Here is a 23,851-nt window from a genome sequence, read left to right on the forward strand (position 1 = left end):
CCCCGCTACCGCCGCACCCCCTCCGCCGGCGCGACGCCGGCGATGCCCTCCACCGGCGCGACGTCGGCAATGCCCTCCGCCAGCCACTCGCGCACCTGCCGCGGCCGGTTCGTGATGATCGCCGAGACGCCGAGCGCCACACACCGCTCGACGTCCGCCCGCTCGTCCACCGTCCACACATGGACCTCGTGCCCGGCGGCCCTGAGCCTCGGCACGAGGTCGGGCCGGGCCCGCACCAGCTCGATGCCGGGCCCGGCGACCCGTATGCCGCGCGGCAGCGCCCCGGCCCGCCCGGGCAGCGGGGCCCGCTCGCTGAGCAGCACCCGGGGCAGTTCGGGGGCCAGCGCGGCCAGCCGCCGCAGGGCGACCCGCGAGAAGCTCATCAGCCGGACCCGGGGCGCCTCCCCGGGCGTGGCCCGGTCCAGCCCGAAGAGCCGCAGCTGGCGGACGAGTTCGCGCTCGACGCGCCCGGCCCAGCGGGTGGGGTGCTTGGTCTCGACGGAGACGGCCACGGGCCGCGGCGCCGAGGTGGCGAGGGCGAGCAGCTCGTCGAAGGCCAGCACCCGGGCCGGCTCGCCGCCGCCCTTCCAGGAGCCGAAGTCGAGCCGGTCGAGTTCGTCGAGGGTCAGCGCGGAGACGACCCCCCGCCCGTCGGAGGTGCGGTCGACCCGCCGGTCGTGCAGACACACCAGCCGCCCGTCACCGGTGAGACGCACATCGCACTCCAGCGCGTCGGCGCCGTCCTCGATCGCGCGCTCGTACGCGGCGAGGGTGTGCTCGGGCAGATCGTGGGAGGCACCCCGGTGGGCGATGACCAGCGGGACCGCGGTCCCGTCCGGCACGGCCGACGGGAGCGGCGGGGACGGCTGATGATTCACGCCGACAACGGTGACACATCGCAGTGAACGCATGGCCAACGCCCGGATGTCCGAAAAGAGACAAAAACGCGACCGGGGTCCGCTATGCACGGACCCCGGTCGGCGAAAAGGTCGGCGAAACCCGGTCGACGACCCCCGGTCGGCGGGGCGGGCCCCAATGAGCGGGGCGGGCCCCGGTGCCCGCCCCGCTCAGCGCACGAAGACGCCCGCCTGCCCGGCGAGGTCCAGGAAGGGCTGCGGGGCGATGCCCAGCACCAGCGTCACCGCGACCCCGAGGGCGATGGCCGTCGACGTGAGCACGCTGGGCACGGCCACCGCGGGCCCCTCGGGCCGGGGCTCGTTGAAGAACATCAGCACGATCACCCGGATGTAGAAGAACGCGGCGATGGCCGAGGAGATCACGCCGACCACCACCAGCGCCCCCGCGCCGCCCTCCGCCGCGGCCTTGAACACCGCGAACTTTCCGGCGAACCCGCTGGTCAGCGGGATGCCGGCGAAGGCCAGCAGGAAGATCGCGAAGACGGCGGCCACCAGCGGCGAGCGCCGGCCGAGACCGGCCCACTTGGACAGCTGGGTGGCCTCCCCGCCCGCGTCCCGCACCAGCGTCACCACGGCGAAGGCGCCGAGCGTGACGAAGGAGTACGCGCCGAGGTAGAAGAGCACCGAGGAGATGCCGTCGGGGGTGGTGGCGATCACACCGGCGAGGATGAAGCCGGCGTGGGCGATCGAGGAGTACGCCAGCAGCCGCTTCACATCGGTCTGGGTGACGGCCACGATCGCGCCGACCAGCATGGTCAGGATCGCCACGCCCCACATCACCGGGCGCCAGTCCCAGCGCAGCCCCGGCAGCACCACGTACAGCAGCCGCAGCAGCGCGCCGAAGGCCGCGACCTTGGTGGCGGCGGCCATGAAGCCGGTCACCGGGGTCGGCGCGCCCTGGTAGACGTCCGGCGTCCACATGTGGAACGGCACGGCGCCGACCTTGAAGAGCAGCCCCATCAGCACCATCGCGCCGCCGATCAGCAGCAGCGCGTCATTGCCCATGGCCCCGGCGAGCGCGGGGTCGACCTCCCGCACGGCCCCGTCGACCACATCGGCGATCCCGGCGTAGGCGACGGTGCCGGCGTACCCGTACAGCAGCGCGATCCCGAACAGCAGGAACGCCGAGGAGAAGGCGCCGAGCAGGAAGTACTTGACCGCCGCCTCCTGCGAGAGCAGCCGCTGCCGGCGGGCCAGCGCGCACAGGATGTAGAGCGGGAGGGAGAAGACCTCCAGCGCGATGAAGAGGGTCAGCAGGTCGTTGGCGGCCGGGAAGATCAGCATGCCGCCGACGGCGAAGAGCGCGATGGGATACACCTCGGTGGTGGTGAACCCCGCCCGCACCGCGTCCTGTTCGCTCCTGCCGCCCGGCACGGCACCCGCCTGGGCGGCGAAGGAGTCCACCCGCTTGCCGTGCGAGACCGGGTCGAGCCGCCGCTCGGCGAAGGTGAGCACCGCGACCAGCGACACCAGCAGGATCGTGCCCTGGAGGAAGAGCGCGGGCCCGTCGATGGCGATGGCGCCCATCGCCACGACGCCCGCGCGGTCGGTGGCGTGGCCGGCGGCCGCCAGGCCGACGACGGCGGCGAAGGCCGCCGCGATGCCGAGCACGGAGAGCAGCACCTGCGCGTGGTAGCGGACCCGGCGCGGCAGGAACGCCTCGACGAGCACGCCGATCACCGCGACCCCCAGAATGATCAGGGTGGGGGCGAGCCTGCCGTACTCGATCTGCGGGGCCGGAATCCTCTCCGGCGCCGCCGCACTCACTGTCCACAGGCTGTGGACGGTCACCGCACTGCTCACTTCGCGGCCTCCAGCTCCGGCGTCGGGTCCTTCTTCTCCACATCGGACAGGGTGTGCTGGACGGCCGGGTCGACGATCTCGGTCAGCGGCCGCGGGAAGACGCCCAGGAAGAGCAGCAGCGCGATCAGCGGGGCGACGACCGCCAGCTCACGGGCCTTCAGATCGGGCATCCCCCGCACCTCGGCCCGCACCGGGCCGGTCATCGTCCGCTGGTAGAGCACCAGGACGTAGAGGGCGGCCAGCACGATGCCGAGGGTGGCGACGATCCCGGCCGCGGGATAGCGGGTGAAGGTGCCGACCAGCACCAGGAACTCGCTGATGAACGGGGCGAGGCCGGGCAGCGACAGGGTGGCCAGACCCCCGACGAGGAAGGTGCCCGCCAGCACCGGCGCCACCTTCTGCACCCCGCCGTAGTCGGCGATCAGCCGCGAGCCGCGCCGCGAGATCAGGAAGCCGGCGACCAGCATCAGGGCGGCCGTGGAGATCCCGTGGTTGACCATGTAGAGCGTCGCGCCGCTCTGCCCCTGGCTGGTCATCGCGAAGATGCCGAGCACGATGAACCCGAAGTGGGAGATCGAGGCGTACGCGATCAGCCGCTTGATGTCCCGCTGGCCGACCGCGAGCACCGCGCCGTAGAGGATGCCGATCACGGCCAGGGTCAGGATCACGGGCGTGGCCCACTTCGACGCGTCCGGGAAGAGCTGGAGGCAGAAGCGGAGCATCGCGAAGGTGCCGACCTTGTCGACGACCGCGGTGATCAGCACGGCGATCGGGGCCGTCGACTCCTGCATGGCGCCGGGCAGCCAGGTGTGCAGCGGCCACAGCGGGGCCTTGACGGCGAAGGCGAAGAAGAAGCCGAGGAACAGCAGGCGTTCGGTGGTGGCCGACAGCGCCAGCTCGCCGGAGCCGCGCGCCTCCAGGATGCGCTGGAGGGAGAAGGTGCCGGTGCCGAGGTCGTCGGCGGTGACGGCGTAGAGGCCGATGACCGCCGCCAGCATGATCAGCCCGCCGGCCAGGTTGTAGAGCAGGAACTTCACGGCGGCCTGGCCCCGGCGGCGGCCCGCCTCCTCCTCGCCCCCCTCGTGCGCCCGGTCGCCGAAGCCCCCGATGAGGAAGTACATCGGGATCAGCATGGCCTCGAAGAAGATGTAGAAGAGGAACACATCGGTGGCCTCGAAGGAGAGGATCACCATGGCCTCGACCATCAGGATCAGCGCGAAGAAGCCCTGGGTGGGCCGCCAGCGCGAGGAACCGACCGCGGCCGGTTCGCCGTCGGGCCCGGCCGGGGGGTCGGCGTCGCGCCAGCCGGCGACCATCACCAGCGGGACGAGCACCGCGGTCAGGGCGATGAGCACCACCGCGATCCCGTCGACCCCCAGTTCGTAGCGCACCCCGAAGTCCGCGATCCAGGCGTGGGACTCGGTGAGCTGGTAGCGCGCGCCGCCGGGGTCGAAGCGGACCAGCACCACGGCCGCGAGCACGAGCGTGGCGAGCGAGAAGAGCAGCGCCAGCCACTTGGCCGCGCCGCGCCGGGCGGCCGGCACGGCGGCGGTGAGCAGCGCGCCCGCCGCCGGGACCGCCGCGGTGACCGTCAGGAGGGGAAAGGACATGTCAGACCGCCCTCATCAGCAGGGTGGCGGCGATGAGCACCGCCGCACCGCCGAACATCGAGACCGCGTACGAGCGGGCGAAACCGTTCTGGAAGGCGCGCAGCCCGTGGGAGAGGGCGCCGACGGAGACGGCGGTGCCCCGGACGGCGCCGTCCACCACGGCGTGGTCGAGTTCGACCAGCGCGCCGGTGAGCTGTTGGCCGGGCTTGACCAGCACGGCGCGGTTGAAGTCGTCCTGGAGCAGGTCCCGCCGGGCGGCCCGGGTCAGCACCGAGCCGCGCGGCGCGACCACCGGGACCGGGCGCCGCCCGTACTGGACCCAGGCCGTGCCCAGCCCGATCACCAGGGCGACGACCGTGGCCACCGTGACGGTGGTGGCGCTGAGCGGGGAGTGCCCGTGCTGGAAGTCGGTGACGGGCTTCAGCCAGGTGACGAACGCGTCGTTCAGGCTGAACAGGCCACCGGCGAAGACCGATCCGAAGGCCAGCAGGATCATGGGGATCGTCATGGTCGAGGGCGACTCGTGCGGGTGCGGCATCCCGCCCCCGCCAGGTGCGGCCGGCTGCCCGCCCCCGCCGTGGACGGCGGCCGGCTCGGCGGCGTCAGCAGCGGCCCCGCCGTGGGCGGCCGCCGGCTCGGCGCTCGGCGCGTCCGGCGAGGGGGCCGGCTGCCAGCGCTTCTCGCCGAAGAAGGTCATCAGCATCACGCGGGTCATGTAGTACGCGGTGAGGGCCGCGCCCAGCAGGGCCGCGCCGCCGAGAATCCAGCCCTCCGTGCCGCCCTTGGCGAACGCCGCCTCGATGATCTTGTCCTTGGACCAGAAGCCGGACAGCCCGGGGAAGCCGATGATGGCCAGATAGCCGAGCCCGAAGGTGACGAAGGTGATCGGCATGTACCTGCGCAGGCCGCCGTACTTGCGCATGTCGACCTCGTCGTTCATCCCGTGCATCACCGAGCCGGCCCCGAGGAAGAGCCCGGCCTTGAAGAAGCCGTGGGTCACCAGGTGCATGATCGCGAAGGCGTAGCCGATCGGGCCGAGCCCGGCGGCCAGCACCATGTAGCCGATCTGCGACATCGTCGAGCCGGCCAGGGCCTTCTTGATGTCGTCCTTGGCGCAACCGACGATCGCACCGAACAGCAGCGTCACCGCGCCCACGGTGACCACCGCGAGCTGGGCGTCCGGCGCGCCGTTGAAGATCGCCCCGGACCGGGTGATCAGATAGACGCCCGCGGTCACCATCGTCGCCGCGTGGATCAGCGCGGAGACCGGGGTGGGGCCCTCCATCGCGTCCCCCAGCCAGGACTGGAGGGGCACCTGCGCGGACTTGCCGCAGGCCGCGAGCAGCAGCATCAGCCCGATGGCGGTGAGCTTGCCCTCGGAGGCGTTCTCCGCCGAGGCCAGCACCGGCTCGAAGGCGAAGGTGCCGAACGTGGTGAACATCAGCATGATCGCGATCGACAGGCCCATGTCGCCCACGCGGTTGACGATGAACGCCTTCTTCGCCGCCGTGGCCGCGCTGGGCTTGTGCTGCCAGAAGCCGATCAGCAGGTACGAGGCGAGGCCCACGCCCTCCCAGCCCACGTACAGCAGCAGGTAGTTGTCGGCGAGCACCAGCAGCAGCATCGCCGCGAGGAAGAGGTTGAGATAGCCGAAGAATCGGCGGCGCCGCTCGTCCTGGGCCATGTACCCCACCGAGTACAGGTGGATCAGCGTGCCCACGCCGGTGATCAGCAGCACGAAGGTCATGGACAGCTGGTCGAGCCGGAAGGCCACATCGGCCTGGAAGCCCTCGACGGGAATCCAGCTGAACACATGGCCGCGCAGGGTGCGGTCGTCGCCGGGGCGGCCGAGCAGCTCGGCGAAGAGCACCAGCCCGATGCCGAGCGAGACGGCCGCGAGCAGCGTACCGATCCAGTGCCCGGCGCGGTCCAGCGCGCGGCCGCCGCACAGCAGGACGGCCGCGCCGAGCAGCGGGGCCGCGACGAGCAATCCGATGAGGTTCTCCACTGTTCGCGACCCCTTACAGCTTCATCAGGCTGGCGTCGTCGACCGAGGCCGAGTGCCGGGAGCGGAAGATCGACACGATGATCGCGAGGCCGACCACGACCTCGGCCGCGGCGACGACCATCGTGAAGAAGGCGATGATCTGGCCGTCGAGGTTGCCGTGCATCCGGGAGAACGCGACGAACGCCAGATTGCAGGCGTTGAGCATCAGCTCGACGCACATGAAGAGCACGATGGCGTTGCGCCGGATCAGCACTCCGGCCGCGCCGATGGTGAACAGCAGGGCGGCGAGATACAGATAGTTGGCCGGGTTCACTGGGACACTCCCTCCCCGTCACGGTCGCGCTCACGGTCGGGTGCCGCCGGCGCGCCGCCGCGCCCGGGGCCGGGCTCGGGGCCCGTCCCGGAACCGGGGCCGGGCCCCGGCTCGCCGCCGGCCAGGCGCTCCTCGGCGCGCTGCTCCAGCGCCTTCAGCCGGGCGAGCGACTCCCGGGAGACGTCGCGGATCTGGCCGCGGGCGCGCAGGGTGCGGTTGACGCTCAACTCGGCGGGGGTGCCGTCGGGCAGCAGGGCGGGGATGTCCACGGCGTTGTGCCGGGCGTAGACCCCGGGCGCGGGCAGCGGCGGCACCTGGGCGCCGGCGCGGACGCGCTCGGCGGCCTGCTCCCGCTGGCTCTTCGCCCGCTCCGTGCGCTCGCGATGGGTGAGCACCATCGCGCCCACGGCCGCGGTGATCAGCAGAGCTCCGGTGACCTCGAAGGCGAAGACGTACTTGGTGAAGATCAGGCCGGCGAGGCCCTCGACGTTGCCGCCGGAGTTCGCCCGCCCGAGGCCGTTGAAGTGCGTCAGCGAGGCGTTGCCGATCCCGGCGATCAGCAGGATGCCGAAGCCCAGGCCGCAGGCGGCGGCGAGCCAGCGCTGCCCCCGGAGCGTCTCCTTGAGGGAGTCGGCGGCGGTGACGCCGACCAGCATGACCACGAAGAGGAACAGCATCATGATCGCGCCGGTGTAGACCACGATCTGGACGACGCCCAGGAAGTAGGCGCCGTTGGCCAGATAGAAGACCGCCAGCACGATCATGGTGCCGGCCAGGCAGAGCGCGCTGTGCACGGCCTTGCGCATCCCGATGGTGCACAGCGCGCCGATGACGGCGACGGTGCCGAGAATCCAGAACTGGACGGCCTCGCCGGTGGAGGTCGCCGACGCGGCGAGCGCGCTCATGCGCCCATCACCGTGCCCGCGGCCGGCTCGCCCGGCCCGAAGTCGTCGGCGGCGCGCTGCGGCTGCCCGCTGTCGGTCACCGGCTGGCGCTCGGTGCCGGGGGCGGCCTCGGTGACCAGCCCCCGGTAGTAGTCCTTCTCCGTCATGCCGGGGTGGATGGCGTGGGGCGTGTCGACCATGCCCTCCTCCAGGCCCGCGAGCAGCTCCTCCTTGGTGTAGATGAGCGATTCGCGGGTCCGGTCGGCCAGTTCGTACTCATTGGTCATGGTGAGCGCGCGGGTGGGGCACGCCTCGACGCACAGCCCGCACAGGATGCAGCGCAGATAGTTGATCTGATAGACCCGGCCGTAGCGCTCCCCCGGGGAGTAGCGCTCCTCGTCGGTGTTGTCCGCGCCCTCGACATAAATGGCGTCGGCCGGGCAGGCCCAGGCGCACAGCTCGCAGCCGACGCACTTCTCCAGCCCGTCCGGGTGCCGGTTCAGCTGATGGCGGCCGTGGAAGCGCGGCGCCGTCGGCTTCTTCTCCTCCGGGTACTGCTCGGTCAGCCGCTTCTTGAACATGGCCTTGAAGGTCACGCCGAAGCCCGCCGCGGGGTTCTGGAAGTCAGGCACCACCGGCCTCCTTTCCGTCACTCTGAGTATCGGGGCCGCCACTGACAATCAGCTCCCGCTCGTGGCGTGGGCGGCGCCTGGGGACCGGTGGCAGCGTCTGGCCGGGCAGCGGCGGCACGGGGAACCCGCCGGCCATCGGGTCGAACACGGGCGGTGGCGCCTCCTCGGCCGCGCGCCGCCGCTCCTCCCGGTCGCGGAACATGTCCACGACGAAGGAGATCAGCAGGATCGCCACGACGGCGCCGCCGACGTACAGCACGATGTCCTGGAAGGCGTAGTTCTCGTTCCGCAGCGCCCGGACGGCGGCCACCAGCATCAGCCAGACCATCGAGACCGGGATGAGGACCTTCCAGCCCAGCTTCATCAGCTGGTCGTAGCGGACCCGGGGCAGCGAGCCGCGCAGCCAGATGAAGAAGAACAGCAGCAGCTGGACCTTGATGACGAACCAGGCCAGCGGCCACCAGCCGTGGTTGGCGCCCTCCCAGAAGGCGCTGATGGGGTACGGGGCGCGCCAGCCACCGAGGAAGAGGGTGGTGGCGACGGCCGAGACGGTGACCATGTTGACGTACTCGGCGAGCATGAACATCGCGAACTTGATCGACGAGTACTCGGTGTTGAAGCCGCCGACGAGGTCGCCCTCGGACTCCGGCATGTCGAACGGCAGCCGGTTGGTCTCCCCGATCATCGACACGATGTAGATGAGGAAGGAGACCGGGAGCAGCACCGCGAACCAGCGGTTCTCCTGCGCCGTGACGATCGCCGAGGTCGACATCGAGCCGGAGTAGAGGAAGACGGCCGCGAACGCCAGGCCCATCGCGATCTCGTAGGAGATCAGCTGGGCGGCCGACCGCAGTCCGCCGAGGAGCGGATAGGTGGAGCCGGACGACCAGCCGGCCAGCACGATCCCGTAGAAGCCGACGGAGGCGACCGCGAGGATGTAGAGGACGGCGATCGGCAGATCGGTCAGCTGCATCGTGGTGCGCTGGCCGAAGATGGAGATCTCGTTGCCGGCCGGGCCGAACGGGATCACCGCGATGGCCATGAAGGCGGGCACGGCGGCGACGATCGGCGCCAGGACGTACACCACCTTGTCCGCCCGCCGGACGATGACGTCCTCCTTGAACATCAGTTTGATGCCGTCCGCGAGGGACTGGAGGAGGCCCCAGGGGCCGTGCCGGTTGGGGCCGATGCGCAGCTGCATCCAGGCGACGACCTTGCGCTCCCAGACGATGGAGAACAGCACGGTCACCATCAGGAAGGCGAAGCAGAAGACCGCCTTGACGACGATCAGCCACCACGGGTCCCGCCCGAACATGGACAGGTCCTCGGCCGCGAGGTGGCTCAGGGAGGCGGGCTCCCAGGCCGGGTACGCGCTCACGGTCGCACCTCCGGGGTGGTGTCGGCGCCGCTGTCGTCACGGGTGCCGGCGCCGCTGTCGTCACGGCTCCCGCCGCCGGTACGGGCGTCGGTACGGATCTCGCTGCCGGTGCCGGCCGGTGGAACGGCTCCCGAGCCCGGGTCCGGGCCGCCGGCGGGCCCGATCCGGACGACGTCGCCCGGCCGGGCCCCGGTGTCCGCGAGCACCCCGCCGCCCGTGGAGTTCAGCGGCAGCCACACCACCTTGTCCGGCATCGCGGTGACGCTCAGCGGCAGTTCGACGGAGCCGGCCGGACCGGTGACCCGTACAGGAGCGCCGTCCGCCACCCCCGCCTCGGCCGCGGTGGCGGCCGACATCCGGGCGAGTGCCGGGTGCCGGGTGCCGGCCAGCGCCTCGTCACCGTCCTGGAGGCGGCCCCGGTCCAGCAGCAGCCGGTGCCCGGCGAGCACCGCCTCGCCCGTACGGGGCAGGGGCAGCGGCCGGGAGCGCTCCTCCGGGGCCGGCGCGTACGGGCCGCTCCAGTGGCCCAGCCGCGTCACCTCGGCCCGTACCGCCCGCAGGTCCGGCAGGCCCAGGGGCGTGTCCATGGCGTCCGCCAGCATGTGCAGCACGCGCGCGTCCGGCTGGTGGTGGCGCCGGGCCATCAGGTCGGGCTTGAGGGCGGCCTCGAACGGCCGGGCCCTGCCCTCCCAGGTGAGGAAGGTGCCGGCCTTCTCGGCGACCGCCGCGACCGGCAGGACGACGTCCGCCCGCTCGGTCACCGCGCTCGGCCGCTGTTCGAGGCTGACCAGGAAGCCGACGGCGTCCAGGGCGTGCAGCGCGCGGGCCGGGTCGGGCAGGTCGGCGACCTCGACGCCGCCGACGAGCAGGGCGGCCAGCTCGCCGGTGGCGGCGGCCTCGACGATCTGGCCGGTGTCGCGGCCGTGCCGGTGCGGCAGTTCGGACAGGCCCCAGGCGGCGGCGACCTCCTCGCGGGCCCGCGGGTCGGTGGCCGGCCGGCCGCCGGGCAGCAGCCCCGGCAGGGCCCCGGCCTCCAGCGCGCCCCGCTCCCCCGCCCGGCGCGGAATCCACACCAGCGTGGCGCCGGTGGCCCGCGCGGCCCGCAGCGCGGCCGTCGGCCCGCCCGGCACGGCGGCCAGCCGCTCCCCCACGACGATCACGGCGCCCTCGGCGCGCAGCGCCTCGGCGGCCCGCAGGCCGTCGCCGTGCAGGCCCACCTGGGTGGCGATGGCCTCCAGCCACTCCGGCTCGGTGCCGGGCGCGGCGGGCAGCAGGGTGCCGCCGGCCTTGCGCAGGCCGTCGGTGGTGTGGGTGGCGATCGAGAAGGTCCGCTGGCCCCGCTTGCGCCGGGCCTTGCGCAGCCGCAGGAAGACGCCGGGCGCCTCCTCCTCGGCCTCGAAGCCGACGAGCAGCACGGCCGGCGCCCGCTCCAGCGCCCCGTAGGTGGCGCCGCCGCCGTCCAGGTCCAGGCCCCGCCCCGCGACATGGGCGGCCAGGAAGTCGGCCTCCTCGCCGCTGTGGACGCGGGCGCGGAAGTCGATGTCGTTGGTGGCGAGGGCGACCCGGGCGAACTTGGCGTAGGCGTAGGCGTCCTCGACGGTCAGCCGGCCGCCGGTGAGCACCCCGGCGCGGCCCCGGGCGGCGGCCAGCCCGCGCGCCGCGGCCTCCAGCGCCTCGGGCCAGCTCGCGGGGGCGAGCGTGCCGTCGGCGCCGCGCACCAGCGGGGTCTCGATCCGCTCGGGCCGCTGGGCGTAGCGGAAGGCGAACCGCCCCTTGTCGCAGATCCACTCCTCGTTGACCTCGGGGTCCTCGGCCGCGAGGCGGCGCATCACCTTGCCGCGCCGGTGGTCGGTGCGGATCGCGCAGCCGCCCGCGCAGTGCTCGCAGACACCGGGCGAGGAGACCAGGTCGAAGGGGCGGGAGCGGAAGCGGTAGGCGGCCGAGGTGAGGGCGCCGACCGGGCAGATCTGAATGGTGTTGCCGGAGAAGTACGACCGGAAGGGGGCGTCCTGTCCGGTGCCGACCTGCTGGAGCGCGCCGCGTTCCAGCAGCTCGATCATGGGGTCGCCGGCGATCTGCTGGGAGAAGCGGGTGCAGCGGGCGCAGAGCACGCAGCGCTCGCGGTCCAGCAGCACCTGGGTGGAGATGGGGACCGGCTTGGCGAAGGTCCGCTTGGCGCCCTCGAAGCGGCTGTCGGCCGAGCCGGTGCTCATGGCCTGGTTCTGCAGCGGGCACTCGCCGCCCTTGTCGCAGACCGGGCAGTCCAGCGGGTGGTTGATCAGCAGCAGCTCCATCACCCCGCGCTGGGCCTTCTCGGCCACCGGCGAGGTGAGCTGGGTCCTGACCACCATGCCGTCGGTGCAGGTGATGGTGCAGGAGGCCATCGGCTTGCGCTGGCCCTCGACCTCGACGATGCACTGCCGGCAGGCGCCGGCCGGGTCGAGCAGGGGGTGGTCGCAGAAGCGGGGGATCTCGATGCCGAGCCGCTCGGCGGCGCGGATGACGAGGGTGCCCTTGGGCACGGAGATCTCGATGCCGTCGATGGTGACGGACACGAGGTCCTCGGCGGGCACCGCGCCCTTGCCGGAGCCGGCGGCCGGCGTGGTGACGGTCATGCGGTCGCCTCCAGGTGGGGGTCCTTCCCGTCGGCCCAGGCGGTGGACTTCGCCGGGTCGAAGGGACAGCCGCGGCCGGTGATGTGCTGCTCGTACTCCGCGCGGAAGTACCGCAGCGAGGAGAGGATCGGGGCGGCCGCGCCGTCGCCGAGGGCGCAGAAGGACTTGCCGTTGATGTTGTCGGAGATGTCGGCGAGCTTCTCCAGGTCGCTGGTGCGGCCCTTGCCCTCCTCGATCCCGCGCAGCAGTTGGACCAGCCAGTACGTGCCCTCGCGGCAGGGGGTGCACTTGCCGCAGGACTCATGGGCGTAGAACTCGGTCCAGCGGGTCACCGCGCGGACGACGCAGGTGGTCTCGTCGAAGCACTGGAGCGACTTGGTGCCCAGCAGCGACCCGGCGGCGCCCACGCTGTCGAAGTCCAGCGGCACGTCGAGGTGTTCCTCGGTGAACATGGGGCTGGAGGAGCCGCCCGGGGTCCAGAACTTGAGCCGGTGCCCGGGGCGCATGCCGCCGCTCATCCGCAGCAGTTGGCGCAGGGTGATGCCCATCGGGGCCTCGTACTGGCCGGGCGCCGCCACGTGCCCGGAGAGCGAGTAGAGCGTGAAGCCGGGGCACTTCTCGGTTCCCATCGAACGGAACCACTCCTTGCCGCGGTGCACGATCGCGGGAACCGACGCGATGGACTCGACGTTGTTCACCACGGTGGGGCAGCCGTAGAGCCCCGCGACCGCCGGGAAGGGGGGCCGCAGCCTGGGTTGTCCGCGACGCCCCTCCAGGGAGTCCAGCAGCGCCGTCTCCTCGCCGCAGATGTACGCGCCCGCCCCCGCGTGCACGGTGAGGTCCAGGTCGAAGCCGCTGCCGAGGATGTCCCGGCCGAGGTAGCCGGCCCCGTACGCCTCCCGCACGGCCTCGTGCAGCCGCCGCAGCACGGGGACGACCTCGCCGCGCAGATAGATGAAGGCGTGGTTCGAGCGGATGGCGTGGGCACCGATGGCGATGCCCTCGATCAGGGCGTGCGGATTGGCGAAGAGCAGCGGGATGTCCTTGCACGCGCCGGGCTCGGACTCGTCGGCGTTGACCACGAGGTAGTGCGGTTTGCCGTCGCCCTGCGGAATGAACTGCCACTTCATCCCGGTGGGGAAGCCCGCGCCGCCGCGGCCGCGCAGCCCCGCGTCCTTGACGAGCGCGATCACCTCGTCCGGGGGCATGGCGAGCGCCTTGCGCAGGCCCCGGTAGCCGTCGTGGCGCAGATAGGTCTCCAGGGTCCAGCACCGGGGCTGGTCCCAGAAGGCCGAGAGCACCGGGGAGAGGAGCTTCTCGGGGCTGGTCTCGTCGAGTTCGGCTGCCACGGTCATCACTCGCCCTCCTCGGTCACCGGACCGGCCGGGTGCTGGGGGTCGGAGGCGGAGGTCCGCTGGGGTGCGTCGTGCGAACTGGGGTGGGTCGCGGGCGCCTCGGCCTGCTGGGCGCCGGGGCGCGGGCCGGGCGTCTCGTCCCCGGTGGGGCCGTCGGGCCGCCGGGCGGAGCGCGGCGAGACCACCCGGCCGGGTCCGGTCTCGCCCTTGGCGAGCCGCAGGCCGATCAGCGAGGCGGGGCCCGCGCCGCCGCTGGCCTCCACCGCGCCGGGCCGGGTGTCGGGGAAGCCGGCGAGGATGCGGGAGGTCTCGCGGTACGTGCACAGCGGGGCGCCGCGGGTCGGCTCGACGGTGCGGCCCGCCCGCAGGTCGTCGACGAGCCGCTTGGCGCTGCCCGGGGTCTGGTTGTCGAAGAACTCCCAGTTGACCATCACCACGGGCGCGAAGTCGCAGGCGGCGTTGCACTCGACGTGTTCGAGGGTGATCTTCCCGTCCTCGGTGGTCTCCCCGTTGGCCACGCCCAGGTGGCGCCGCAGCTCCTCGAAGATCGCGTCGCCGCCCATGACCGCGCACAGGGTGTTGGTGCAGACGCCCACCTGGTACTCGCCCGACGGCTTGCGCCGGTACATCGTGTAGAAGGTGGCGACCGCGGTGACCTCCGCGGTGGTCAGCTCCAGCAGTTCGGCGCAGAACCGGATGCCGGTGCGGCTGACGTACCCCTCCTCCGCCTGGACGAGGTGGAGCAGCGGCAGCAGGGCGGAGCGGCTGTCGGGGTAGCGGGCGATCACCTCCCGCCCGTCCGCCTCCAGCCGGGCCCGTACGTCCGGTGGGTAGTCGGGCGCGGGCATCTGCGGCATACCCAGGCCGACTTCCGTCTCGGTCATCGGTCGACGCCTCCCATCACGGGGTCGATGGACGCCACCGCGACGATGACGTCGGCGACCTGGCCGCCCTCGCACATCGCCGCCACGGCCTGGAGATTGGTGAAGGACGGGTCGCGGAAGTGGACCCGGAAGGGGCGGGTGCCGCCGTCGCTGACCGCGTGCACGCCCAGCTCGCCCTTGGGGGACTCCACGGCCGCGTACGCCTGTCCCGGCGGGACCCGGAAGCCCTCGGTGACCAGCTTGAAGTGGTGGATCAGGGCCTCCATCGAGGTGCCCATGATCTTCTTGATGTGGTCGAGGGAGTTGCCCAGCCCGTCCGGGCCGAGGGCGAGCTGGGCGGGCCAGGCGATCTTCCTGTCGGCGACCATCACCGGCCCGGGCTCCAGCCGGTCCAGGCACTGTTCGACGATCCGCAGGCTCTGCCGCATCTCCTCCAGCCGGATGAGGAAGCGGCCGTAGGCGTCGCAGCTGTCGGTGGTCGGCACCTCGAAGTCGTACGTCTCGTAGCCGCAGTACGGCTGGGCCTTGCGCAGGTCGTGCGGGAGCCCGGCGGAGCGCAGCACGGGCCCGGTGATGCCCAGGGACATGCAGCCGGCGAGGTCGAGGTGGCCGATGTCGCGCATCCGGCCCTTGAAGATCGGGTTGCCGGTGGCGAGCTTGTCGTACTCCGGGAGGTTCCGGCGCATCTTCTTCACGAACTCGCGGACCTGGTCCACGGCGCCGGGCGGCAGGTCCTGGGCGAGGCCGCCGGGGCGGATGTACGCGTGGTTCATCCGCAGGCCGGTGATCAGCTCGTAGACGTCCAGGATCATCTCGCGGTCCCGGAACCCGTAGATCATGATGGTGGTGGCGCCGAGCTCCATGCCGCCGGTGGCGATGCACACCAGGTGCGAGGAGAGCCGGTTGAGCTCCATCAGCATCACGCGGATGACGGTCGCCCGGTCGGGCACCTCCTCCTCGATGCCCAGGAGCTTCTCCACCGCCAGGCAGTACGCCGTCTCGTTGAAGAACGGCGTCAGGTAGTCCATGCGCGTGACGAAGGTGGTGCCCTGCGTCCAGGTGCGGTATTCGAGGTTCTTCTCGATGCCGGTGTGCAGATAGCCGATGCCGCAGCGGGCCTCGTTGACGGTCTCCCCGTCGATCTCCAGGATCAGCCGGAGCACGCCGTGGGTGGACGGGTGCTGGGGGCCCATGTTGACGATGACGCGCTCGTCGTCCGCGGCCGCCGCGGCGGCGACGACCTCGTCCCAGTCCCCGCCCGTGACGGTGTAGACGGTGCCCTCGGTGGTCTCCCGCGGCGGCGCCTGCGAAGCGGAGTGCTCGGTGGTGTGCGAGGTGCTCATCAGGTGTAAGACCTCCGCTGGTCGGGAGCCGGGATCTGGGCGCCCTTGTACTCGACGGGGATGCCGCCGAGCGGGTAGTCCTTGCGCTGCGGAAAGCCCTGCCAGTCGTCGGGCATCATGATCCGGGTCAGCGCCGGGTGGCCGTCGAAGACGATGCCGAAGAAGTCGTAGGTCTCGCGCTCGTGCCAGTCGTTGGTCGGATAGACGGGGACCAGCGACGGGATGTGCGGATCGGCGTCGGGGGCGCTCACCTCCAGCCTGATCAGCCGGTTGTGGGTGAGGGACCGCAGGTGGTAGACGGCGTGCAGCTCGCGGCCCCGGTCGCCGGGGAAGTGCACGCCGCTGACGCCCGTGCACAGCTCGAAGCGGAGCGCGGGGTCGTCGCGCAGGGTGCGGGCCACCGTCGGCAGGTGCTCGCGGGCGATGTGGAAGGTGAGCTCGCCGCGGTCGACCACGGTCTTCTCGATGGCCTGCCCGGGCGGCAGGCCCTGTTCCTCCAGGGCGCCCTCGAGTTCGTCGGCGACCTCGTCGAACCAGCCGCCGTACGGGCGGGTCGCCGGTCCGGGCAGCCGTACGGAGCGGACCAGGCCGCCGTAGCCGGAGGTGTCGCCGCCGGCGCTCGCGCCGAACATGCCGCGGCGCACGTCGATGATCTCGCCGTGGTCGCCGTGGTCGCCGCGGTGGCCGGGCAGGTTCTCGGCGTTGAGGTCCTGGTCGGGGTTGACGCCGTTGGCGTCGCGTTCAGCCGCACTCACCTCAGGAGCCCCTTCATCTCGATCGTCGGCAGGGCCTTGAGCGCCGCTTCCTCCGCTTCGCGGGCCGCCCGCTCGCGGTTGACCCCGAACTTCTCCTCGCGGATCTTCTGGTGGAGCTTGAGGATCGCGTCCATGAGCATCTCCGGCCGCGGCGGACAGCCGGGCAGATAGATGTCGACGGGCACGATGTGGTCGACGCCCTGCACGATCGCGTAGTTGTTGAACATGCCGCCGCTGGAGGCGCACACGCCCATCGAGATGACCCACTTGGGGTTCGGCATCTGGTCGTAGACCTGCCGCAGCACCGGGGCCATCTTCTGGCTGACCCGCCCGGCGACGATCATCAGATCGGCCTGGCGCGGGGAGCCGCGGAAGACCTCCATGCCGAACCGGGCGAGGTCGTACCGCCCGGCGCCGGTGGTCATCATCTCGATGGCGCAGCAGGCGAGGCCGAACGTCGCCGGGAAGACCGACGACTTCCGGGCCCAGCCCGCCGCGTTCTCGACGGTGGTCAGCAGGAATCCGCTCGGCAGTTTCTCTTCGATACCCATCCGATTGCCCCCAGTCCCGTCAGTCCCACTCCAGGCCGCCCCGACGCCAGACATAGGCGTAGGCGACGAAGACGGTGAGCACGAAGAGGAGCATCTCCACGAGCCCGAAAAGCCCCAGGGCGTCGAAGGTGACGGCCCAGGGGTAGAGGAAGACGATTTCGATGTCGAAGACGATGAAGAGCATCGCCGTCAGGTAGTACTTGATCGGAAAGCGGCCGCCCCCGGCCGGCTGCGGCGTCGGCTCGACCCCGCACTCGTACGCCTCGAGCTTGGCGCGGTTGTAGCGCTTGGGGCCCACGAGCGTGGCCATGACCACGGAGAAGATCGCAAAGCCTGCCCCGAGGGCTCCCAGTACGAGGATGGGCGCATAGGCGTTCACCGCTCCTCGCTCCTCTCAGTCGACGATGACTGTGTGTGGCGGTCCGCTCCCGGCCGGTGATCCGCACCCCGTGAAGATCGTGCACATGTGAGGCAGTTCACAAGCCCGAGCCGCCTGCATCCTATGCCCGTCGGTCTGTGATCTGCGACACGGGGTGCGACAACGTCTTTGTGATCTCCACCACCTGACGAAGGATCATGAAGCCGGGCGAGGCGTGATCTTCATACGGGAAGCGGTCGAGTGATCACGAGACGTGACATGTGGAGGTGTTACCGCTGGTGAGAGCGGTCTTGCCCTATCAAGGATCGCTCGCCTTCGGCAAATTTGCCATGGGTCCACATCAGGTGGTATGGGCCCGGCGGCGCGCGTTCACACGCCGGGTCGGCGCGGCGGCCGAGGGCGCGCCGCGATCCCCGCCGGCGCGGCGGGGCGGCGGGGCGGCCCGGCGGCACGGGCGACCCGGCAGCCGGAACCGGTGAGGGCGGGGGCGGGAGCGGGGGCGGCAATGGCTGCCGACGGGACTCCTGCGGTTGCGTGAGTTTTCCCACGCACGGCGGGCGTCCGGGTGAACGCGGCTTGGCCGAAGCCACTCGACGGTGGTAGGCCGCGAGCAATTCGGGCGAAATGATGAAAAGCCTTGATCATGGGCCGTGAGCGGAAGCCCGCATTCCGCCGTGCCGCGATGGTTCGAAGATCAACCAGGCCGAATGTCGACCCGCGCACCACAACTGTGGCGCATCGCACGTTTCTTGAACCCGGAACCCAACTCCTGATAGCCGTATACCCCATGGCCCACACCGCTCACATACCCAGCCGCCGGAAGCACCGCAAACCCACGCCCCATTGGGCCGTGCGGACCGGAGTGGCCGGCGGCGTCCTCAGCACCATCGCGGTGACCGCCGCGGCCGTGCCCGCGTCCGCCGCAGAGCCGGTCACCGAGACCATCGAAATGCCCACCGTGAGCGCCACGCTCTCCGCCGCGGTGTCCCAGTCCATGGCCGCCACCCAGCAGGCCGCCGCCGACTACGCCCAGCAGGCGGACCTGGCGGCCCGTCAGGACGCCGCCATCGACACCGCGAAGAAGGAAGCGGCCCAGGCGAAGGCGGAGGCCGACCGGAAGGCCGAGGCCGAGCGCAAGGCCAAGGAGAAGGCCGAGCAGGAGGCCGCGCAGGCCCAGCAGCGCGCCTCCCGCGCCGGCGAGCGCGCCTCCCTCGCCACCACGGCCGCGTCCGCCTCCGCGAAGAGCGGCTCCGTCGCCTCCAACGCCACCGGCAGCGCCGCCTCCGTCCTCTCCTTCCTCCAGGCGCAGCTCGGTGACGCGTACGTCATGGGCGCCACCGGCCCCAACGCCTGGGACTGCTCCAGCCTGGTCCAGGCCGCGTTCCGGACCGTGGGCATCGACCTGCCGCGGGTCTCCCAGGACCAGTCGCTGGCCGGCACCGCCGTGTCGTTTCCGGGGCCGGTGTCGCCGCCGCGCTCAGGAGCGCGGGGCGACCTTGGTGAGGCCGTTGATGATGCGGTCCATCGCGTCGCCGCCCTGCGGGTCGGTGAGGTTCGCCAGCATCTTCAGGGTGAAGCGCATCAGCAGCGGGTGGGTCAGCCCGCGCTCCGCGGCCAGCTTCATCACCTTGGGGTTGCCGATCAGCTTCACGAACGCGCGGCCCAGCGTGTAGTAGCCGCCGTAGGTCTCCTTGAGGACCTTGGGGTAGCGCTGGAGGGCGATCTCGCGCTGGGCGTACGAGGCGCGGGCGCGGGCCTGGACGATGACATCGGCCGCAATCTGGCCGGATTCCATCGCGTAGGCGATGCCCTCGCCGTTGAACGGGTTGACCAGACCGCCGGCGTCACCGACCAGCAGCAGGCCCTTGGTGTAGTGCGGCTGGCGGTTGAACGCCATGGGGAGGGCGGCGCCGCGGATGGGGCCGGTCATGTTCTCGGGGGTGTAGCCCCACTCCTCCGGCATCGAGGCGCACCACGCCTTGAGCACCTCGCGCCAGTCCAGCTCCTTGAAGGAGGCGGAGGTGTTGAGGACGCCCAGGCCGACGTTGGAGGTGCCGTCGCCCATGCCGAAGATCCAGCCGTAGCCGGGCAGCAGCCGGTCCGGGCCGGGGCCGCGCCGGTCCCACAGCTCCAGCCAGGACTCCAGGTAGTCGTCCTCGTGCCGGGGCGAGGTGAAGTACGTGCGCACGGCCACGCCCATCGGGCGGTCCTCGCGCCGGTGCAGGCCCATGGCGAGCGAGAGCCGGCTGGAGTTGCCGTCGGCGGCGACCACGAGCGGGGCGTGGAAGGTGACGGGGGTCCGCTCCTCGCCGAGCCGGGCCTCGACGCCGACGATGCGGCCGGTGCGGTCGTCGATGAGGGGCGCGCCGACGGTGCAGCGCTCGTGGAGCCGGGCGCCGGCCTTCTGGGCCTGGCGCGCGAGCTGCTCGTCGAAGTCGTCGCGCTTGCGGACGAGTCCGTAGTCGGGGAACGAGGCCAGGTCGGGCCAGTCGAGCTGGAGCCGCACCCCGCCGCCGATGATCCGCAGGCCCTTGTTGCGCAGCCAGCCGGCCTCTTCCGAGATGTCGATGCCCATGGCGACGAGCTGCTTGGTGGCGCGCGGGGTCAGCCCGTCGCCGCAGACCTTCTCGCGCGGGAACGCGGTCTTCTCCAGCAGCAGGACGTCGAGTCCGGCCTTGGCCAGGTAATAGGCGGTCGTGGAGCCGGCGGGGCCGGCCCCCACGACGATCACATCGGCGCTGCGCTCGGAGGCTGCGTTCGAGGCGGCGGGCTCGGTCACGTCGTTACTCCCGGCGTAGGTGCGGAGGATGCGGCGCCGGCGCCGACGTGGCGTCGGACTCGGCACGGGACGGTGCCAAGTCTATGGGGGGCCTCTCGGGTGACATGGCGTCGGGAGCCCCCTCCGCGCGGGAGCCGGCGAAACGTTACGCCGCGATGGCCGCCGCGCTGGGGACCGCGATCCTGCGCAGCACCTCCGCCGCCTCGGCGGCCGTACCGGAGCCGAGCAGGGCGGCGAGCACCGCGCTGCGGGCCTGGCCGGCGCGGAGCGTGCCGGTGGGCACCGCGCCCGCCGCGATGAGGTCCACCGCGCCGCCGTTGGTGTAGATCGGGGTGACGGGGCCGGCCGGCACGCGGGTGGTCAGGGCGACCACCACCCCGGAGTCGACCGCGCGGGCCACCGCGTCGGTGAAGGCGGGGGTGGCGTTGCCGGCGCCGGTCGCGACCAGCACCACGCCGCGCGCGCCCGCGTCCACGGCGGTGTTCAGGAACAGCGGGTCGGCGTCGACGTGGTGCATCACCATGTCGACCCGCGGCAGCGGGGTGTCCAGGGGCGGCAGCGGGAGCGCCTCGGAGCGCTCGGGCGTGCGGAAGATCTCGACGCGACCGAAGCCGACCTTGCCGAGCGGGTCGCCGGAGGGGTCGGCGAAGGCGTCGGCGGCGACCGTCTCGGTCTTGATGGTGCCGCGGGCGGCGTGCACGCGGCCGGCGAAGACGGTGAGCACGCCGAGGTCCTGCACGGCCGAGGCGGTGAGCAGCGCGTCGTGGAGGTTGGGCATGGCGTCGCCGTCGACGGCCTCCAGCGGGCGCTGGGCGCCGGTGAGGACGACCGGGCGGCGGTCGCGGTGGTGCAGATCGAGCAGGAACGCCGACTCCTCCAGGGTGTCGGTGCCGTGCGTGACGACCACGCCGTCGACGGCGGGGTCCTCCAGCACCTCGTGCACCGCGCGGAGCAGGGCGAACTGGTGGGCGCTGGTGAGCCGGGGGCTGTTGACGGTGAAGAGGTCGACCACCCGGGTCTCGACGCCCTCCGGCACCGCCGCGGCGGCGAGCACGTCCCGGCCGCCGGCCGACGCGGCATAGCCCTTGCCCTGCCAGCGGCTGGCTATCGTCCCGCCGGTGGTCACCACGACAACGCGTCGCATCCCCTGCTCACCTTCTCTCGCCGTCTTTCCCGGATGTGGCCCGTGCGTCTCCCGTGTGCCCGGTGGGCTCGGGAGCCAACCAGCAAGAGTAAGCCGTTCTGCTTGGAATCGGATCGCGGATATCCGTTCAATTCTCGACTTTCTCAGCAGATAATTGCGTTCATGGACGAGATTGATCGCAATATCTTGCGCGAGCTCCAGCGGGACGGCCGGCTCACCAACCAGGAGCTGGCCCAGCGGGTCGGTCTGACCCCCTCGCCCTGTCTGCGCCGGGTGCGCCAGCTGGAACAGGACGGGGTGATCCGCGGCTATCGCGCGGTGCTCGATCCGCACGCGGTCGGCCGCGGCTTCGAGGTGCTGGTCTCGGTGGAGGTCCGGCGCGACCGGGAGACCGTGGAGGCGTTCGAGGCGGCGCTCCAGGAGCTGCCGGACGTGGTGGAGGCGTACCGGCTGTTCGGCAGCCCGGGGTGTCTGCTACGGATCGCGGTGGCCGATATCGACACGTACGAGCGGCTGTGGATCGAGCGGATCACCGCGCTGCCGGGGGTGACGGAGGTCAACTCGCAGATCGTGATGAAGCGGATCAAGGAGCCCCGGGGGCTGCCGGTGGAGGGCCGGCCCGCCGCGCCGGGCCGCGCGGCGGACTGAGGCCCCGGCCCCGGCCGGTGGGGGCCGTCAGAACACCGACAGGCCCGTCAGGGTCGTGAAGCGGTCGAGTGCCGCCACGCCGGCCACGGAGTTGCCGCGGGCGTCCAGGCCCGGGCTCCAGACGCACAGCGCGCACTGGCCGGGGATGACGGCGACGATGCCGCCGCCGACGCCGCTCTTGCCGGGCAGGCCCACGCGGTAGGCGAAGTCGCCGGCCGCGTCGTACGTGCCGCAGGTCAGCATGACCGCGTTGACCTGCTTGGCCTCGCTGCGGGTCAGCAGCCGGGAGCCGTCCGCGCGCAGCCCGTGCCGGGCCAGGAAGCGGCCGGCCAGCGCCAGGTCGCGGCAGCTCATCGCGATGGAGCACTGCCAGAAGTAGTGCTCCAGGACGGTGGGCACGGGATTGCGCATGTTGCCGTAGTCGGCCATGAAGTGGGCGAGCGCGGCGTTGCGGTCCCCGTGCGCGGCCTCGGAGGCGGCGACCTTCTGGTCGAACGCGAGGTCGGGGTTGCCGCTCTCGGCGCGCAGGAAGTCCAGCACCTCGCTGCTGGCGTCGCCGGTGAGGGTCTGCAGCCGGTCGGTGACGACCAGCGCCCCGGCGTTGATGAAAGGATTCCGCGGAATGCCGTTCTCGTACTCCAGCTGCACCAGCGAGTTGAACGGGTTGCCGGACGGCTCGCGGCCCACGCGCTGCCACAGCTCGTCGCCGCCCCGGGCGAGGGCGAGCGCCAGCGCGAAGACCTTGGTGATGCTCTGGGTGGAGAACGGCCGCTCCCAGTCGCCGACGCCGTGGACCCGCCCGTCGAGGTCGGCCACGGCCATGCCGAAGCTGGCCGGGTCGACCTCGGCCAGCGCCGGGATGTACTCGGCGGGGCGGCCGGCGCCGATGTGCGGGGCGATGTCCGCCGCGACCTGCTCCAGTACGGCCTGGTAGTTCAGCTGCACGTGCGTGGTTCCTCGGGTGCGGGTGCGGCGGGGCGCGTCAGGGTACGTCGGGGCGCACGGCCCGGTGCAGTGCGACGATGCCGCCGCTGAGGTTGCGCCAGGCGACCCGGGACCAGCCGGCCGCGCCCATCCGGGCGGCGAGCCCCGCCTGGTCGGGCCAGGCGCGGATGGACTCCGCGAGATAGACGTACGCGTCCGGGTTGCTGGACACCGCGCGGGCGACCGGCGGCAGGGCGCGCATCAGGTACTCGGTGTAGACCGTGCGGAAGGGCGCCCAGGTGGGGCGGCTGAACTCGCAGATCACGATCCGGCCGCCGGGCCGGGTGACGCGCAGCAGCTCCGCCAGGGCCGCGTCGGTGGCCTGCACGTTGCGCAGCCCGAACGAGATCGTCACGGCGTCGAAGGAGGCGTCGGCGAAGGGCAGCCGGGTGGCGTCGCCGGCGGTGAACGGCAGGTGCGGGTGGCGCCGCTTGCCCTCGCGCAGCATGCCCAGCGAGAAGTCGCACGGGATGACGTGGGCGCCGGTGGCCGCGAGGGGCAGCGAGGAGGTCGCGGTCCCCGCGGCGAGGTCGAGCACGCGCTCGGCGGGGCGGGCGGCCACGGCCTCGGTGACCGCCTTGCGCCACAGCCGGGCCTGGCCCAGCGACAGCACGTCATTGGTGAGGTCGTACTTGGCCGCCACGTCGTCGAACATGGCGGCGACTTCGTGCGGCTGCTTGTCCAGGGAGGCTCGGGTCACGGGCCCATTCTGTCAGCGGGGACGCGTGCGGCTCGGCCGGGGTTGACCCGGCGGACCGGCGCGGGTCCCCGCCGGAGGCGGCGCGCTTGGGCCGGGGCGGGGCCGTACGCGTCGGGGCGCGTGGCGCGCCGGGGCCCGGGCCGCGCGTGGGCACGGCGCGCCCGGGTGG

The 23,851-nt window shown here is 72.2% G+C and carries 20 protein-coding genes and 1 pseudogene; 2 read left to right on the forward strand and 19 right to left on the reverse strand.

Features of this window, described 5'->3' with window-relative positions; translation table 11 throughout:
• Positions 1-5: 5 nt before the first annotated feature.
• The 15 genes from ACSNOD_RS11275 to ACSNOD_RS11345 form a co-directional block, all read right to left on the reverse strand.
• A complete protein-coding gene (locus ACSNOD_RS11275) occupies positions 6-878 on the reverse strand; it encodes a glycerophosphodiester phosphodiesterase (RefSeq protein WP_436766704.1) in 873 nt (290 codons plus the stop codon).
• Positions 879-1,067: 189 nt separating this feature from the next.
• Positions 1,068-2,720: an NADH-quinone oxidoreductase subunit NuoN gene (nuoN, locus tag ACSNOD_RS11280; protein ID WP_436766705.1), complete on the reverse strand. Its 1,653-nt coding sequence runs from the start codon at positions 2,718-2,720 to the stop codon at positions 1,068-1,070.
• Positions 2,717-4,330 (reverse strand): NADH-quinone oxidoreductase subunit M, encoded by a 1,614-nt coding sequence (locus tag ACSNOD_RS11285; protein WP_436766706.1) that lies wholly within the window; start codon positions 4,328-4,330, stop codon positions 2,717-2,719. Before ACSNOD_RS11285 ends, nuoN begins: the two co-directional genes overlap by 4 nt.
• A 1-nt stretch (position 4,331) precedes the next feature.
• Positions 4,332-6,338, reverse strand: a complete 2,007-nt coding sequence (nuoL, locus tag ACSNOD_RS11290; RefSeq protein ID WP_436766707.1) for an NADH-quinone oxidoreductase subunit L — start codon at positions 6,336-6,338, stop codon at positions 4,332-4,334.
• 13 nt (positions 6,339-6,351) lie between these two features.
• Positions 6,352-6,651: an NADH-quinone oxidoreductase subunit NuoK gene (gene nuoK / locus ACSNOD_RS11295; protein ID WP_436766708.1), complete on the reverse strand. Its 300-nt coding sequence runs from the start codon at positions 6,649-6,651 to the stop codon at positions 6,352-6,354.
• A complete protein-coding gene (locus tag ACSNOD_RS11300; RefSeq protein ID WP_436766709.1) occupies positions 6,648-7,556 on the reverse strand; it encodes an NADH-quinone oxidoreductase subunit J in 909 nt (302 codons plus the stop codon). The genes nuoK and ACSNOD_RS11300 overlap by 4 nt, the downstream gene beginning before the upstream one ends.
• Positions 7,553-8,167 (reverse strand): NADH-quinone oxidoreductase subunit NuoI, encoded by a 615-nt coding sequence (nuoI, locus tag ACSNOD_RS11305; protein WP_436766710.1) that lies wholly within the window; start codon positions 8,165-8,167, stop codon positions 7,553-7,555. Before nuoI ends, ACSNOD_RS11300 begins: the two co-directional genes overlap by 4 nt.
• Positions 8,160-9,482 (reverse strand): NADH-quinone oxidoreductase subunit NuoH, encoded by a 1,323-nt coding sequence (gene nuoH, locus ACSNOD_RS11310; RefSeq protein WP_436766722.1) that lies wholly within the window; start codon positions 9,480-9,482, stop codon positions 8,160-8,162. The genes nuoI and nuoH overlap by 8 nt, the downstream gene beginning before the upstream one ends.
• A 59-nt stretch (positions 9,483-9,541) precedes the next feature.
• Entirely contained in the window at positions 9,542-12,160 is a 2,619-nt protein-coding gene (locus tag ACSNOD_RS11315; RefSeq protein WP_436766711.1) for an NADH-quinone oxidoreductase subunit G, read from the reverse strand.
• The gene (gene nuoF, locus ACSNOD_RS11320) at positions 12,157-13,515 is read right to left on the reverse strand and encodes an NADH-quinone oxidoreductase subunit NuoF (protein WP_436766712.1); all 1,359 of its coding nucleotides are present in this window, start codon (positions 13,513-13,515) and stop codon (positions 12,157-12,159) included. Before nuoF ends, ACSNOD_RS11315 begins: the two co-directional genes overlap by 4 nt.
• Positions 13,515-14,399 (reverse strand): NADH-quinone oxidoreductase subunit NuoE, encoded by an 885-nt coding sequence (gene nuoE / locus ACSNOD_RS11325; RefSeq protein ID WP_436766713.1) that lies wholly within the window; start codon positions 14,397-14,399, stop codon positions 13,515-13,517. The genes nuoF and nuoE overlap by 1 nt, the downstream gene beginning before the upstream one ends.
• Positions 14,396-15,742 (reverse strand): NADH-quinone oxidoreductase subunit D, encoded by a 1,347-nt coding sequence (locus ACSNOD_RS11330; RefSeq protein WP_436766714.1) that lies wholly within the window; start codon positions 15,740-15,742, stop codon positions 14,396-14,398. Before ACSNOD_RS11330 ends, nuoE begins: the two co-directional genes overlap by 4 nt.
• Positions 15,742-16,497: an NADH-quinone oxidoreductase subunit C gene (locus ACSNOD_RS11335; RefSeq protein ID WP_436766715.1), complete on the reverse strand. Its 756-nt coding sequence runs from the start codon at positions 16,495-16,497 to the stop codon at positions 15,742-15,744. Before ACSNOD_RS11335 ends, ACSNOD_RS11330 begins: the two co-directional genes overlap by 1 nt.
• Complete coding sequence (locus ACSNOD_RS11340) at positions 16,494-17,048, reverse strand: NuoB/complex I 20 kDa subunit family protein (RefSeq protein WP_436766716.1); 555 nt, start codon at positions 17,046-17,048, stop codon at positions 16,494-16,496. The genes ACSNOD_RS11335 and ACSNOD_RS11340 overlap by 4 nt, the downstream gene beginning before the upstream one ends.
• Before the next feature lie 19 nt (positions 17,049-17,067).
• Positions 17,068-17,427 (reverse strand): NADH-quinone oxidoreductase subunit A, encoded by a 360-nt coding sequence (locus ACSNOD_RS11345; RefSeq protein ID WP_436766717.1) that lies wholly within the window; start codon positions 17,425-17,427, stop codon positions 17,068-17,070.
• A 787-nt stretch (positions 17,428-18,214) separates the two neighbouring features.
• On the opposite strand from ACSNOD_RS11345, the pseudogene ACSNOD_RS11350 reads away from it, so the two are divergent.
• A pseudogene (locus ACSNOD_RS11350) lies at positions 18,215-18,877 on the forward strand (C40 family peptidase); the annotation flags it as partial.
• Positions 18,878-18,904: 27 nt separating this feature from the next.
• On the opposite strand, the gene ACSNOD_RS11355 reads toward ACSNOD_RS11350, so the two are convergent.
• Positions 18,905-20,206, reverse strand: a complete 1,302-nt coding sequence (locus ACSNOD_RS11355; protein WP_436766718.1) for a geranylgeranyl reductase family protein — start codon at positions 20,204-20,206, stop codon at positions 18,905-18,907.
• A gap of 145 nt (positions 20,207-20,351) precedes the next feature.
• Positions 20,352-21,350 carry an asparaginase gene (locus ACSNOD_RS11360; protein WP_436766719.1) on the reverse strand — a complete coding sequence of 333 codons (999 nt, stop codon included), beginning with the start codon at positions 21,348-21,350 and terminating at the stop codon, positions 20,352-20,354.
• A 162-nt stretch (positions 21,351-21,512) separates the two neighbouring features.
• Here ACSNOD_RS11360 and ACSNOD_RS11365 point away from each other — a divergent pair, with 162 nt between their 5' ends.
• Entirely contained in the window at positions 21,513-21,998 is a 486-nt protein-coding gene (locus tag ACSNOD_RS11365) for an Lrp/AsnC family transcriptional regulator (RefSeq protein WP_436766720.1), read from the forward strand.
• A 27-nt stretch (positions 21,999-22,025) separates the two neighbouring features.
• On the opposite strand, the gene ACSNOD_RS11370 is transcribed toward ACSNOD_RS11365, so the two are convergent.
• Together ACSNOD_RS11370 and ACSNOD_RS11375 are read right to left on the reverse strand one after the other, a co-directional pair.
• Positions 22,026-22,937 carry a glutaminase gene (locus ACSNOD_RS11370; RefSeq protein ID WP_436766723.1) on the reverse strand — a complete coding sequence of 304 codons (912 nt, stop codon included), beginning with the start codon at positions 22,935-22,937 and terminating at the stop codon, positions 22,026-22,028.
• 43 nt (positions 22,938-22,980) lie between these two features.
• Complete coding sequence (locus ACSNOD_RS11375; protein WP_436766721.1) at positions 22,981-23,682, reverse strand: demethylmenaquinone methyltransferase; 702 nt, start codon at positions 23,680-23,682, stop codon at positions 22,981-22,983.
• Positions 23,683-23,851: the final 169 nt, after the last annotated feature.

Origin of the sequence: Streptomyces sp. URMC 123 (assembly GCF_051386515.1) — a bacterium.
Taxonomy (GTDB): Bacteria; Actinomycetota; Actinomycetes; order Streptomycetales; family Streptomycetaceae; genus Streptomyces.